The sequence below is a fragment of the Virgisporangium ochraceum genome, from assembly GCF_016863655.1.
GTDB classification, from domain to species: Bacteria; Actinomycetota; Actinomycetes; order Mycobacteriales; family Micromonosporaceae; genus Virgisporangium; species Virgisporangium ochraceum.
This window is the reverse complement of record NZ_BOPH01000082.1, coordinates 82,818-95,259: the sequence shown is the minus strand read 5'-3', so window position 1 is coordinate 95,259 and position 12,442 is coordinate 82,818. Positions and strand designations below refer to the sequence as shown.

Sequence of the window (12,442 nt, the reverse complement as noted above, 5' to 3'; positions counted from 1 at the left end):
CCCGCGCTGCCCCGCGGCATCCGGTCGCCCTCCCCCCGGGGGCGGCCGGACTGCCATGTCCGGCCCTTCACCGCTGCCGGGGCCGACGCACCGCGGTGCGGAACTCCGGGGCGACGTGCACCCGCCGCAGGCCCAGGGCCGTCACGCGGCTGCGCAGGGCGCAGAACCCCGGAAGGTTCAGCAGCACCGGTGCGATCCGTTGCCCGATCGCGCCCGGCCCGCGGTTTGCGCCCTCGGCCGCCGACACGTAGCCCTTCGTCAGGCGGCTCTGCAGCAGCTGCATGGCGCGTACCTGCCACTGCCGTTCGCGTTGCACGCCGGCCAGGTCCCGCGTGGTGACCGCACGGCGGAGGATCGGTTCGGCGAGCCGGTTGGCCGCCACCACGGCGTCCTGGATCGCGAAGTTGACGCCGGTGCCGCCGATCGGCGACATGGCGTGTGCGCAGTCGCCGATGCACAGCAGGCCGGGGCGGTACCACCGACGGAGCCGGTTGGTCTGCACGGAGAGCAGATGGATCTGGTCCCAGGTCTCCAGTGCGCCGACGTGGTCCGCGAGATCCGGCATGACCTCGGAGATGGCCCTGCGGAGGGCATCCACGCCGGCAGCGCGCACCGTGTCGGCGGCGCCCTTGGGAATCATGCAGGCGGCCTGCCAGTAGTCGCCGCGGTCGAGGCGGGCCATCGCCCAGGACCCACCGAGGTGGATGTTTATCGCGTCCTCGTCGGCGTCGGTCGGTTGGCGCGGCAGCCGGAACAGCATCATGTCGATCGGTGGCGCGGTGGCGTGGACGGGCAACTCGGCCCGGTCCCTCAGCACCGAGGTACGACCGTCGGCGGCGACTGTCAGCGTCGCGCGGACCACGCCCTCCTCGTCGCCCCGGCGGAAGCGGACGCCCTCGACCACGCCGTCGTCGTTCGTGACCAGATCGGTGGCCGCTGCGCCCATCAACAGCCGGAAACCGGGCTCCGTCGCCGCCTCCGCGGCAAGGAAGCTGAGGAAGTCCCACTGCGGAACCACCGCGACGAACGGGAACTTCGTGCGCACCCGGCTCAGGTCGGCGAGCAGCATGGTGCCGCCCGCGGTGTGTGCCCTGACGGCGCGTACGCGGCGCGGGCTCAGCGCCAGGAATCCCTCGGCCAGACCGAGCTCGTCGAGGATCTCGATGGTGGCGGCGGCGATGTCGTCACCGCGGAAGTCGCGGAGGAAGTCGGTGTGCTTCTCCAGCACCACCACGTCGGCCCCACGGCGGGCCAGCAGGAGCCCGAGCATCACCCCCGCGGGTCCGCATCCGACGATGCAGCAGTCGGCTTCCAGGTGCTGGCTCATGGCGCGTTCCCCCGGGCAGGGCGTCAACGGTCGCGGGAAGCATAGTGAGCCCCGGTGCCGACCCCACCGGTGCAAACCCCAGTGTCGCGTGGATCGCGCGTCACTAGCCTGCGTCCATGGGACAGCCAACGTTTTCTCCAGCCGCGGCTTCTGGTCAGGAGCCTCCTCCGTTGCAGGTGATGCGGCTCGGACTCGGTTACCAGACAACCGCACTCGTCTTCGTCATGACGAAGCTGGGCATCGCCGACCACATCGCCGAGGGACCGGTGAGCAGCGCCGAACTGGCCAGGCTGACCGGCGCGCACCCGGAGTCGCTCCTGCGGTTCCTCCGTGCCGCGGCGGCGTTCGGCCTGTGCCAGCTCGTCGACTCCGACTCGTTCGGACCCTCGCCCCTGAGCATGTGCCTGCAGACCGGCGCGCGGTCCCTGCAGGGCTTCGCGTTGGGCATGGGCCAGGCGGGCCACCTCCGGCCGTTCGAGCACCTCTACACCGGCGTCATGGAGAACCGTTCGGTGGCCGTCGACGCCCTCGGCATGCCGATGTGGGAGTACTACGACGCGCACCCGGAGACGAAGTCGACCCTGACCGCCCACCTCGACGAGGTGACGGCGATGGTGGCACCGCTGGTCGCGCAGAACTTCGACCTCTCCCGGTTCAAGCGCATCGTCGACGTCGGCAGCAACCAGGGCCATTTCCTGTCGGCGATCCTCGAGGCGGCCCCGCACGCCACCGGTGTGCTGTTCGACCGGCCCGAGGTCATGGACGAGGCCCGCGCCACGATGGAGGAGCGCGGCCTGCTCGACCGCGTGGAGCTCATCGGCGGCGACTTCCGTGAGGAGGTACCCAGCGGCGGCGATCTGTATCTGCTCAAGGGAATCATGCACGACTGGGACAACGAGCCCGCCGGGCGGATCCTCGCCAACTGCCACCGGGCCGCGCAGCCCGGCAGCTCGATCCTGTCGCTCGAGGGCATCGTCCGCGACGAGCCCCCGCTCGACCCGATGGTGCACCTCATCGACCTCGCCATGCTCCTGCTGGTCGGCGGCCGCGAGCGGACCCGCAAGGAGTTCGACGCGCTCTTCGGCGGCGCCGGGTACCGCATCGAGAGCGTCGTTCCGCTGCCGATGCTGGCGTACTTCCCCTATCACATCATCGAAGCACGCCGTCAGTGAGCCGGCATGCCGGCCCGGGCCGCGGGTAGCGCGGTACCGGGCCGGCATTTCCGTCGCTACATGAAGTTGCGGGTGTGCAGCGCGGACAACGCCTGCGCCTCGTCGGCGGGGAAGCCGAGCCGCTCCAACCGGCGGCGCCGGCCCTGGTCCATGTCGTACTCGAGCTGGCGCACCCGCGCGTATCCCGACCCGATCTGCCGCGGGCTCCAGCCGCCGCCGGCCAGCATGACCAGGGCGTCGAACACGTCGGCGTTCAGGCCGGCCGTGTCGCGCAGTGCGTCGTGGCGCCGTTCCATCGCCGACCGCAGCCGGTCGCGCAGCTTCGGCTCCGCTCGGGCGTGCTGCTCCAGATGAGCGACCCCGAAGAGCACGTGGCGCCGCTCGTCCTGCATGGCCAGCCACGCCACACGCCGGGTCACCGGGTCGGGGGCGTACCGCTCCAGGAACGCCAGCAGGTTCACGAAGCTGCCCTCGCCCAGCACCGACAGCAGGAACGTCGCCAGTGCGAACTCCGTCTCCCCGACGAGGGCGAACAACGACGCCCTGCCGCCGACCGACGAGGTGCCCATCTCGGTGCCCCGCAGCAGTGCCCGGCGGGTGAAGATCTCCATGTGCCGCGCCTCGTCGGCGACCTGCACGGCCAGCAGTTGCACGACCTCGCGGAAGTGCGGATGGATCCGGCCGAGGAACCGGGCGGGGACGATGAGTGCCGCCTGCTCGTTCTCCGTCAGGTAGGTCATCACCTGGACGACCGCGGCCTCGACCTCGTCGGGCAGCTGGAACGGGTCGTCCCATGGCACCGCCGTCGCCGGGTCCCACTGGCGTGCCGCCGCGTGGGAGTACAGCCGTGGCGCGACGTCGGCCCAGAGCAGGTCGCGGTCGTCGAGGTCGAAGTGCGGTTCCGGACCGCCGGCCTCGACCAGTGCGCCCCTGGGCGCGAGCCCCCACCGCGCCGGAGGACGACGGACGATGTCGTCGGGCGCGCCGGCGCGGTGCGCGCCCAGCCACCGTCCCTCGTCGCGGTTCCCGCGCACGACCACGCCCACCGGCGGCTCGTTGCAGCCGGGAGCCGGCGACTCCATCCGGTGCCCCTCCGCGCGGCACCACGCGCCCAGATGGACGGCGAGGGCCGGCGCCCGGCCGTACACCGCCAGCCGGGCGCCGGGAGCCAGCGTCCCGAGCGCCCGCCGCAGGAGCAGGTGCGCTCCCCCGTCGAGGCCGAGACCCTCGAGGTCCAGCCGCGCGTCGGTCACGGCTGGTAGCCGGTCGCCGTGACCTGCCCGCCGGGTCCGTAGAAGGCGAGGCGGTCCGTCGCGCTCTCGATCAGGTCGTATCCCGACCGGCGGCCCTCCTCCCAGGAGTGCAGGCCCTCCAGGTCGAGCAGCGGCCGCACGCGGGCGTCGCCGTAGTCCATGCCGAGCAGGAGTTCCGCGAACCTCTCGACCAGCTCGGGCCGTGCCGTGTCGACGACGGTCATGTTGCAGTGGTCATAGGGACCGACCTGCCCGATGACGGTGGTCGTGCCGGGTTGCAGCGTGCCTTCCCGCAACAGCGTCAGGTGGGTGGCGTCGAGCAGGCAGGCGGCGTCGACCTCTCCGGCGACCAGGGCCCGGGCGGCGTCCCGTTCGCCGCCGATGTGGTCGCCGTGCAGGCCGACGCCGACGTTGTAGCGCCGTACGGTGACGTCGATGCCGAGCGCGTCCAGGCCGGCCAGCGGGACGAGGGTGGCCTGCGGCGAGTCGACGGCGCCGGTGGCGACGGTGCGACCGGCGAGGTCGGACAGCTTCTCGAGGCCCGCGTCGGTCCGGGTCACGATCACCGACGTGAGGTCGCGGTCGGTGTCGCGCATGACGAGCGGACGCACAGTGCGACCGGCGGCCTCCGCGAGCCTACGCGCGCGGACCCAGGCCAGCGGCGAGTTCCATGCGGCGTCGAGGTGCCCGGCGACGAGGTCCTCGACCTGCCGTTCGTAGTGGGAGTACAGCACGAAGTCGAACGGCATGCCGTGATAGGCGAACCACTGCCGGAACCCGGTCCAGATCGTCACGACCTTCGGGTCGTAGCACACCGCACCCATCAGCAGGGTCGCGCGCATCAGGCACCGTCCAGCAACGGCATGCCGCAGCTTTCGCGCGCCACGAAGTCGGTCAGGTGGTCGGTCGTGGGTGCCATCACCCGCGCCGCGCGGGCGTCCCGGAACCGGCGCTCGATGCCGAGGTCCTTGCGGAAGGCCGCTCCGCCACAGGTTTTCATCGCGAGGTCGGTCACCTCGATCGCGGTCTCGGCGGCGATCGCCTTGACCTCCAGCACCCGCAGCCCGGCGTCCTCCCGGCCGCTCTCGACGGCCGCGACGGTGTCGTGGAGGACGGCCCGTGCGGCATCGGTACGCAGCCGCATCCGCCCGATGTCGTTGCGTACCAACGGCTGGTCGACCAGCCGTTGGCCGAGATGCTCGAGCCGGGCACCGGTGACGTGACCGATCGCCTCACGCACGGCGGCCTCGGCCAGCCCGACGCTGAAAGCCGCGTTGAGGACCAGGAACCACGGCAGGGTCAGCTGCATGGCGAGGTCGAGCCCCTGGCCGTCGGCGCCGAGCATCGCGGTCGGCCCGACGACGGCGTTCTCCGCGCGGACCGGTCGGGATCCGTTGCCGCGCAACCCCAGTCCGTCGAATCCGCCGGAGATGCTCACCCCGGCGGTGGCGGCCGGTACGAACCACAACGTCATCGGCCCGTCGGCGGCGAGCGCCCTGCTGGACCACACGTAGCTGTCGGCGTTGCCGGCGGAGGTGACCCAGCTCTTGCGCGCGTTCAACGCCACGCGGCCCTCCCCCGCCGGGCTCGCCGTGCCCACCGGAGCCCAGAAGTGGCTGCGGGAACCCGCTTCGGAGAATGCGAGCGTGCTCAGGTGCCGGCCGGCCGCGATCTGACCGACGATGTCGCGGGGACCGTGTGCGACCAGGATCGGCACGGCGGCGAAGTGCATCATCGTCACCATCGCGGTGGAGCCGCAGGCCCGGCTCAACAGCTCGACGATCGTGGCCGCCTCCGCCAGGCCCAACCCGGCACCACCGGCGTCCTTCGGCACGGTCGCACCGAGGACACCGGCGTCGCCCAGCGCCTCCATCGCCTTGCTGGGGAACACGCCCTGCAGGTCCACGACCTGCGCGTGCGGGACCACCTCGTTGGCGATCACTTCGTCGAGTGCTTTCCACAACTGGTCGTTCACGGTCAGCTCCTTCCGGCAGGGCCGGTCCCCGAGAAAGCAGAGGGCAGCGTGATGTATGGCCGCTCCGTGCGACCGAACGATGACGGTGTCATGATGCTAAGCCGTACCGAGGTCCGGATTCACCGCGCGAACCATGGACATTGACGATGACAACCGTCGTCCGCACTTATGAAAGGTCCCGCCACAGGCTCCGCTCGGTCTCCGACAGCGGCTGGTCGGGAACCAGGCGTTCCGGATGGCCGGGCGCCGGCCCGCCGTCGGTGCCGGAGACGTCCGGCGCCCGCCTCACGTACTCACCGACGTCGGCGGGAAAGGCCCACGAGCCGACCTGGATCAGACCCGCGTACAGGTGGCCCGCCACGAGCAGGACGAGTCGTCGCAGTCTCGACACCGCAACCGTCCTCTATCTGTGGGCGACGCTCGGACGTGCCGGCCAGACCTCCGCCACCCGACCGGCCACGTCCCCGCCGTACGCGTCGGCGAGCCGTGTGTGGAAGGCCCGGCGGCCGACCGCGTACTCCTGCGGACCGGGCGCCTCCAGGACCTCCACGGCGAGCAGGCAGCCGACCCGCGCCGCGTCCGTCAGGGACAGGCCCCACCGCAGTGCCGAGAAGAAGCCCGCCCGGAACCCGTCGCCGACCCCGGTCGGATCGAGGGCCGCGGACGTGGGTACCGCGGGCACGTGGACGTCCGACCCGTCCCCCCGACGGATGCGGACGCCATTGGCTCCCAGGGTGGTGACGAGGTACCCGACCCGGTCCAGGACGTCGGCCGTCCGCAGGCCGGTCTTCGACTCCAGCAGCGCCTGCTCGTACTCGTTCGCCAGGAGGTAGTCGGCGCCGTCGACGAACTCGACGATCTCCATGGCGGACATCCGCGCCAGCTGTTGCGACGGGTCGGCCGCGACCGTCACCGGATACCGGCGGCAGGCCCGGGCGTGGCGGAGCATCGCGGCGGGGGTGTCCGCACCGATGATCACCAGCGCCGGCGCCGTCGTCGCGAGCAGCCGGGTGAGGTCGATGTCGACGGACTCGGCCATCGCACCGGCGTAGAACGTCGCGATCTGGCACATGTCGACATCGGTGGTGCACACGAACCTGGCGGTGTGCCGCGCCTGGCTCGTGTGCACCCAGGCGCAGTCCACGCCGTAGGCCTCGAGCCGGTCCCGGTACCCCGCGAAGTCGTGGCCGACGGCGCCGACGAGCGCCGGCCGGAGGCCCAGCTGCGCCATGCCGAAGGCGATGTTCGCCGCGACCCCGCCGTCGCGCACCTTCAGCTCGTCGGCGAGGAACGACAGCGACACCTTGTCCAGCACCTCGGGCACCAGCTGCTCCGCGAAGCGACCGGGAAAGCGCATCAGATGGTCGACGGCGATCGAACCCGTCACGGCGACCGACATGGTCGTCCCTCCGCTCAGTACCGGTAGTGCTCGGCCTTGTACGGGCCTTCGACGGGCACGCCCAGGTACGCGGCCTGCTCCTTGGTGAGCTCGGTCAGCCGGACGCCCAGCGCGCCGAGGTGCAGTCGGGCGACCTTCTCGTCCAGGTGCTTGGGAAGGGTGTGCACGCCGACCGGGTACGCGTCGGTCCGGGTGAACAACTCGATCTGGGCGATCGTCTGGTTGGAGAAGGAGTTGGACATGACGAAGGACGGGTGTCCGGTCGCGTTGCCCAGGTTGAGCAGCCGCCCCTCGGACAGCACGATGACCGAGTGGCCGTCGGCGAAGCGCCACTCGTCGACCTGTGGCTTGATGGGGATCCGCTCGGCGTCCCCGCGCCTGGACAGACCCGCCATGTCGATCTCGTTGTCGAAGTGGCCGATGTTGCCGACGATCGCCTGGTGCTTCATGCGGGCCATGTGCTCGTGGGTGACGACGTTCGCGCACCCGGTCGCCGTGATGATGATGTCCGCGGTCGCGCAGACGTCCTCGAGCGTGGCCACCTGGTAGCCGTCCATCGCCGCCTGCAGGGCGCAGATGGGGTCGATCTCGGTGACGACGACGCGGGCGCCCTGACCCTGCAGGGACTGCGCGCAGCCCTTTCCGACGTCGCCGTATCCGCAGACCACCGCGACCTTGCCGCCGATCAGTACGTCGGTGGCCCGGTTGATGCCGTCGATGAGGGAGTGCCGGCAGCCGTACCGGTTGTCGAACTTGCTCTTGGTCACCGCGTCGTTCACGTTGATCGCGGGGAAGAGGAGACCGCCGGCCGCCTGCATCTCGTAGAGCCGGTGCACGCCGGTCGTGGTCTCCTCGGTCACACCTCTGACACCGGCCGCGATACGGGTCCAGCGGCGTGGGTCCTCCTCGAGCGAACGCCGGAGCACACCGAGAATCACCGCGTACTCCTCGCTGTCCGCGGTCTCCGGTGCGGGAACGGCGCCCGCCCGCTCGAACTCGACGCCTCTGTGCACGAGCAGGGTGGCGTCGCCGCCGTCGTCGAGGATCATGTTCGGGGTCTCGCCGTCGGGCCACACCAGCGCCTGCTCGGTGCACCACCAGTACTCGTCGAGGGTCTCGCCCTTCCACGCGTACACCGGCACCCCGGCCGGCTCCGCGGGCGTCCCGTCGGGCCCGACCACCACCGCGGCGGCGGCGTGGTCCTGGGTCGAGAAGATGTTGCACGAGGCCCAGCGGACCCGCGCACCCAACGCGACGAGGGTCTCGATCAGCACCGCGGTCTGGATGGTCATGTGCAGCGAACCGGTGATCCGGGCACCCGCCAACGGTTGTTCGTCGGCGTACTCGCGCCGCAGTGCCATCAAACCGGGCATCTCGTGCTCGGCGAGTTGGATCTCCTTGCGGCCGAACGCCGCCAACGACAGATCCGCGATCCTGAAATCACCGCGATCGTCCACGGTGTCCTCCTCATCGGGCCCGGCAGCCCTGAGCGGCGCCGATGCAGAGTGTGTCGCGAACGGGCGGTCGTCACCCCAGGGAACACCCGAGGACCGTCGCGCCGGCATTCGAACTCAAACGACGCCACGGCTGCCGATCCCGCCCGCGAGGTGTAGCGTTACTTGGTATGCGGGCGGAGGTACTCAAGGGCCATCTCGACGGGTTGATGCTGGCCGCGCTCGAAGACGGGCCGCTGCACGGATACGCCGTCATGGAGGCGCTCCGCACGAACAGCAACGGCACCTTCGACCTGCCGACCGGAACCATCTACCCGGCGCTGCACCGGCTGGAGCGGGCGGGCCTGGTCGCCGGATCCTGGTCGCACAAGGAGAGCCGCCGCAAGCGTGTCTACAAGCTCACCGCGGCCGGGCGCAGGGAGCTCGCCACCCAGCGGGCGAACTGGCAGGAGTTCTCCACGGCCATGTCGGCCGTCCTTCACGGGGATCCTTCATGGCCGACACCGGCGTAGACACCCTGCCGCCCGACATCGACCCGGCCGCGCGGTCCTCGATCGGGACCTACCTCGACGAGCTCGCCCGCGGACTGCCCGGTTCCCGGCGGGCGAGGAACGCGATTCTCGCCGAGGTCGGCGACGGTCTCGCCGACACCGTCGAGACGCACCGGGCGCGGGGCGCGACGCCCGACGAGGCGGCCAGGGCCGCCGTCGCCGAATTCGGAAGCCCGCGCGCGCTCGCGGCGCATTTCGCCACGGAGCTCGCCGGTGCCACGGCCCACCGGGTCGGGCTGGCGTTGATCTGCACCGGTCCCGTCGTGGGCCTGGTATGGCTGGCCGCGTTCATCGCCCGCGGCGACGGCCTCGACTGGCGTAGCGACCTGGGCGCGCTGCTGTCGAGCATCCCGACCTACGCCGTCGTCCTCGCGTTGGTGATGCCGGCCGCCTTCCTGGCGACGGCAGGTGGCGGCGTGTCCGCGAGGCGGCTGCCCATCGGTCCGCGGCTGGCGGCGGCCGCGGCGAGTGTCGCCGCGATCGGCTGTGTGGCCGGCGACGCCACCCTCATCACGGGTGTGCTCGTCTCGACCGTCCGTACCGCCGACGCGTCCTGGTTGGCCGTCGCGGCCGTTCTCGTCAGCGGCGTCCGCCTCACCCTCGCGGGGTTCGCGGCCCGCCGGTGCGCCACTCTCCGCGCCGCGGCGGCCTGACCCCGCCGGTACGGCAGTTCCGGTAGCGTTGCTATAGGTAGGATTGCTACGCTAGGGCTCCGTTGTCGACATGCGTGTGTACCGGCGGAGGGCGTCATGACCGACCTCGCCAGAGACGCCGTCCTGCACGAGCTGCATCAGGCGCCCGGCGCATTCCGTGACCTGCTGGCGGCGGCCGGGCCCGACTCCCTGTCGAAGCGGACGACCGGCACGCGGTGGACCAACCGGCAGATGCTCTTCCACCTCGTGCTCGGGTACGGACTGGTACGGATACTTCTCCCCCTGGTGGCCGTCATGGACCGCCTGCCGGCGTGGGTCGGGCGTGGTTTCGCGGCCGTTCTCAACGCCGTCGCCACGCCGTTCCACGTCGTCAACTACGTGGGATCGGTGGTCGGTGGACGCCTGCTCACCCTGCACCGGATGGAGGTGCTGTTCGATCGCAGCTGCGCCGCGCTCGCCCGCCGCCTGAACCGAATGGAACCCGCCGACCTGAGCCGCGGCATGCCGTTCCCGGTCCGCTGGGATCCGTTCTTCACCACCCGGATGAGCGTTCTCGACGTCTACCACTACCCGTGGCAGCATTTCCAGTTCCATCGCCGGCAGCTCACGCTCGATCCGGTTGCCTGACCGCCGGTTCGTTGCGGCATCACCGGTCAGCCGTCGCCGCGCCGGTACCGGTCAGGTCCAGGTCTCCGGTGAGGTAGCGCTGCACGTTCGGACCGATGATCTCGACGAGCTCCTCGACCGGCGCGGACGCGAGCGGCTCCAGGCGCAGGATGTACCTGGTGTACATCAGGCCGACGAGCTGCGAGGCCACCAGGTTCGTCCGCAACGGCGCCTCGGCCGCGTCGAGGCCGAGGGGTGCGGCGAGGTGACGCAGGATCTGCGTGGTGAGAAACTCACGCAGCAGGCGGGCGTGCCATTCACCGCTGATCGACGTCCGGACGAGCGCGGCGGCGGCGGTTCCCGCCGGTGACTCCCACACACCGAGCACGACCCGCACGATCTGGTTGCCGATCCGGTCGCGCGGTGCGGCCACGATCACGGCGATCACCGCGTGCGGGTCGACGGGTGCGTCCATGCACGCGAGAAAGAGCTTCTCCTTGGTGCCGAAGTAGTGGTGGATCAACGCCGGGTCCACTCCGGCCCGGGTGGCGATGGCGCGGACGGACGAGGTGTCGTATCCCTTCTCGGCGAACGCGTCGCGGGCGGCGTCGAGAATGACCTGACGGGTGTCGGGACTACCGGGGCGGCGCCCGCTCCGCACAGCCACCTTCGTTTCCACCCCGCCCACCGACGCCAGGAGCCTCCGGGACGCGACGACGCGACCCGCCGGTCCACTGTCGCATGGCGGCCTCCCCGACGCAGGACCCGAAGCCGCCGGGTGTCAGTCGCCGCTTCCGCTCGGGGTCAGGACGCGTCGGGTCCGGTCGCCGGTCCAGGCCGCGTCGAGGATCGCGGTCAGGCTGGCCGGGTCGGTCGGGCCCGGATGGTTCCGGATCAGGCGGGTGATGCCGCTGGCCTGCTCCGCGAAGCGCGGGAGGTCGGCCCGGGCCACTCCGATGTCCGCCAGCGTGGTGGGGATGCCGATGTCGGCCAGCAGCCCGTCGAGCCAGGCGAGGAACATGTCCGCGGCCTCGGCGTCCGAGGCGTCGGCGACGTCGAGGCCGCATACGCCGGCGAGGATCCTCAACCGGTCGCCGATGGCGTCCCTGGCCGCGTCCAGCGCGTACGGCAGCAGCAGCCCGACGCCCAGGCCGTGCGGCGTGTGGGTCGCCGCGCCGACGAGGTACTGGAGGGCGTGCGGCGCCCCGTTGCCCGCGTGCGAAAACGCGAGACCGGCGAGCATCGATCCGTAGGACATGTCGGCGCGCGCGTCCGTGTCGCCTCCGTCCCTGACGGCACGACGCAGACTGCGGGCGATCCGCTCGGCGGCCAGGAGCGCGTAGTGGTCGGTCACCGGGTTGCGACCGAGGAAGACCTGCTCCACCGGGTCACGCGGTCCGTTGACCCGGGGGCGCGCGATGTAGCTCTCCACCGCGTGGCAGAACGCGTCGATACCGGAGTGGGCGGTGACCGTCGCGGGGCAGGAGTAGGTGAGTTCGGGGTCGACGATGGCGAAGTCGGGCACGATGTGGACGCTGGAGACCCCCACCTTCAGCTCGCGGTCGGGGTCGCTCAGCACCGAGACCGGCGTGAGCTCGGAGCCGGTGCCCGACGTCGTCGGCACCGCGACGAGCGGAAGCGTGGGCCCCGGCACCTTCGCCTCGCCGTAGTAGTCGCGCGGTGTCCCACCGTGGCGCCGGATGACACCGACGATCTTGCCGAGATCGATGACCGAGCCGCCACCGATGGCGAGGATCACGTCGGCGTCCACCTCCGCGGCGACCGAGGCCGCCAGGGCGACGTCACCGAGTGGCACGTCCGGGGTCGCGTCGGCGAACACCCCGACGACGTCGACCCTCTCCCGCACGGCGGCCACGATCCCGGCCACGCCCGGCTGTCCGAGAAGAACCCGGTCGGTCACGACGAGGACGCGTGAGCCGCACTCGGCCACCACCCGCGGAATGTTCTGCGCGACACCCTCGCCCACAATCAGCTGGCGTGGTCCGCGGACGGTCTCAAGCATGTCCGTGCTCCTCAGGAACGTCGGTCGCG

13 protein-coding genes are annotated in these 12,442 nt (G+C 71.2%); 4 read left to right on the top strand and 9 right to left on the bottom strand.

Annotation, left to right across the window (positions count from 1 at the left end; all coding sequences use genetic code 11):
- Positions 1 to 67 precede the first annotated feature (67 nt).
- Positions 68 to 1,327: an FAD-dependent oxidoreductase gene (locus Voc01_RS28025; RefSeq protein WP_203930565.1), complete on the bottom strand. Its 1,260-nt coding sequence runs from the start codon at positions 1,325 to 1,327 to the stop codon at positions 68 to 70.
- Positions 1,328 to 1,506: 179 nt separating this feature from the next.
- On the opposite strand from Voc01_RS28025, the gene Voc01_RS28020 reads away from it, so the two are divergent.
- Positions 1,507 to 2,499 carry a methyltransferase gene (locus Voc01_RS28020; RefSeq protein WP_203930564.1) on the top strand — a complete coding sequence of 331 codons (993 nt, stop codon included), beginning with the start codon at positions 1,507 to 1,509 and terminating at the stop codon, positions 2,497 to 2,499.
- A gap of 56 nt (positions 2,500 to 2,555) precedes the next feature.
- Here the strand turns inward: Voc01_RS28020 and Voc01_RS28015 are convergent, their stop codons facing one another.
- The 6 genes from Voc01_RS28015 to ahcY form a co-directional block, all read right to left on the bottom strand.
- The gene (locus tag Voc01_RS28015) at positions 2,556 to 3,752 is read right to left on the bottom strand and encodes a sulfurtransferase TusA family protein (RefSeq protein ID WP_203930563.1); all 1,197 of its coding nucleotides are present in this window, start codon (positions 3,750 to 3,752) and stop codon (positions 2,556 to 2,558) included.
- Positions 3,749 to 4,594, bottom strand: coding sequence for a phosphate/phosphite/phosphonate ABC transporter substrate-binding protein (locus Voc01_RS28010; RefSeq protein ID WP_239160541.1), 846 nt, complete (start codon positions 4,592 to 4,594; stop codon positions 3,749 to 3,751). The genes Voc01_RS28015 and Voc01_RS28010 overlap by 4 nt, the downstream gene beginning before the upstream one ends.
- A complete protein-coding gene (locus Voc01_RS28005) occupies positions 4,594 to 5,727 on the bottom strand; it encodes an acyl-CoA dehydrogenase family protein (RefSeq protein WP_239160540.1) in 1,134 nt (377 codons plus the stop codon). Before Voc01_RS28005 ends, Voc01_RS28010 begins: the two co-directional genes overlap by 1 nt.
- 166 nt (positions 5,728 to 5,893) lie before the next feature.
- A complete protein-coding gene (locus Voc01_RS28000) occupies positions 5,894 to 6,118 on the bottom strand; it encodes a DUF6059 family protein (RefSeq protein ID WP_203930562.1) in 225 nt (74 codons plus the stop codon).
- A gap of 12 nt (positions 6,119 to 6,130) precedes the next feature.
- Positions 6,131 to 7,126: a carbohydrate kinase family protein gene (locus Voc01_RS27995; protein ID WP_203930561.1), complete on the bottom strand. Its 996-nt coding sequence runs from the start codon at positions 7,124 to 7,126 to the stop codon at positions 6,131 to 6,133.
- A gap of 14 nt (positions 7,127 to 7,140) precedes the next feature.
- On the bottom strand, positions 7,141 to 8,583 hold the full coding sequence (gene ahcY / locus Voc01_RS27990; RefSeq protein WP_373873878.1) for an adenosylhomocysteinase: 1,443 nt from the start codon (positions 8,581 to 8,583) through the stop codon (positions 7,141 to 7,143).
- A gap of 167 nt (positions 8,584 to 8,750) precedes the next feature.
- Between ahcY and Voc01_RS27985 the strand changes: the two genes are divergently transcribed.
- The 3 genes from Voc01_RS27985 (at position 8,751) to Voc01_RS27975 (ending at position 10,411) form a co-directional block, all read left to right on the top strand.
- Positions 8,751 to 9,092, top strand: a complete 342-nt coding sequence (locus Voc01_RS27985; protein ID WP_203930559.1) for a PadR family transcriptional regulator — start codon at positions 8,751 to 8,753, stop codon at positions 9,090 to 9,092.
- Entirely contained in the window at positions 9,074 to 9,784 is a 711-nt protein-coding gene (locus Voc01_RS27980; protein ID WP_203930558.1) for a permease prefix domain 1-containing protein, read from the top strand. Before Voc01_RS27985 ends, Voc01_RS27980 begins: the two co-directional genes overlap by 19 nt.
- A gap of 96 nt (positions 9,785 to 9,880) precedes the next feature.
- Entirely contained in the window at positions 9,881 to 10,411 is a 531-nt protein-coding gene (locus Voc01_RS27975; RefSeq protein ID WP_203930557.1) for a DinB family protein, read from the top strand.
- A gap of 19 nt (positions 10,412 to 10,430) precedes the next feature.
- Here Voc01_RS27975 and Voc01_RS27970 read toward each other — a convergent pair whose 3' ends face one another.
- Both Voc01_RS27970 and Voc01_RS27965 read right to left on the bottom strand, forming a co-directional pair.
- Complete coding sequence (locus Voc01_RS27970; protein ID WP_203930556.1) at positions 10,431 to 11,057, bottom strand: TetR/AcrR family transcriptional regulator; 627 nt, start codon at positions 11,055 to 11,057, stop codon at positions 10,431 to 10,433.
- A gap of 114 nt (positions 11,058 to 11,171) precedes the next feature.
- Positions 11,172 to 12,413: an iron-containing alcohol dehydrogenase gene (locus Voc01_RS27965; protein WP_203930555.1), complete on the bottom strand. Its 1,242-nt coding sequence runs from the start codon at positions 12,411 to 12,413 to the stop codon at positions 11,172 to 11,174.
- Positions 12,414 to 12,442: the final 29 nt, after the last annotated feature.

Bases quoted from the DNA above. Each gene is read 5' to 3' on its own strand.
- Voc01_RS27995 (WP_203930561.1), bottom strand. From the start codon at position 7,126: ATGTCGGTCGCCGTGACGGGTTCGATCGCCGTCGACCATCTGATGCGC.
- Voc01_RS28010 (WP_239160541.1), bottom strand. From the start codon at position 4,594: ATGCGCGCGACCCTGCTGATGGGTGCGGTGTGCTACGACCCGAAGGTC.
- Voc01_RS28020 (WP_203930564.1), top strand. From the start codon at position 1,507: ATGCGGCTCGGACTCGGTTACCAGACAACCGCACTCGTCTTCGTCATG.
- Voc01_RS27985 (WP_203930559.1), top strand. From the start codon at position 8,751: ATGCGGGCGGAGGTACTCAAGGGCCATCTCGACGGGTTGATGCTGGCC.
- Voc01_RS27965 (WP_203930555.1), bottom strand. From the start codon at position 12,413: ATGCTTGAGACCGTCCGCGGACCACGCCAGCTGATTGTGGGCGAGGGT.
- Voc01_RS27980 (WP_203930558.1), top strand. From the start codon at position 9,074: ATGGCCGACACCGGCGTAGACACCCTGCCGCCCGACATCGACCCGGCC.
- Voc01_RS27975 (WP_203930557.1), top strand. From the start codon at position 9,881: ATGACCGACCTCGCCAGAGACGCCGTCCTGCACGAGCTGCATCAGGCG.
- Voc01_RS28025 (WP_203930565.1), bottom strand. From the start codon at position 1,327: ATGAGCCAGCACCTGGAAGCCGACTGCTGCATCGTCGGATGCGGACCC.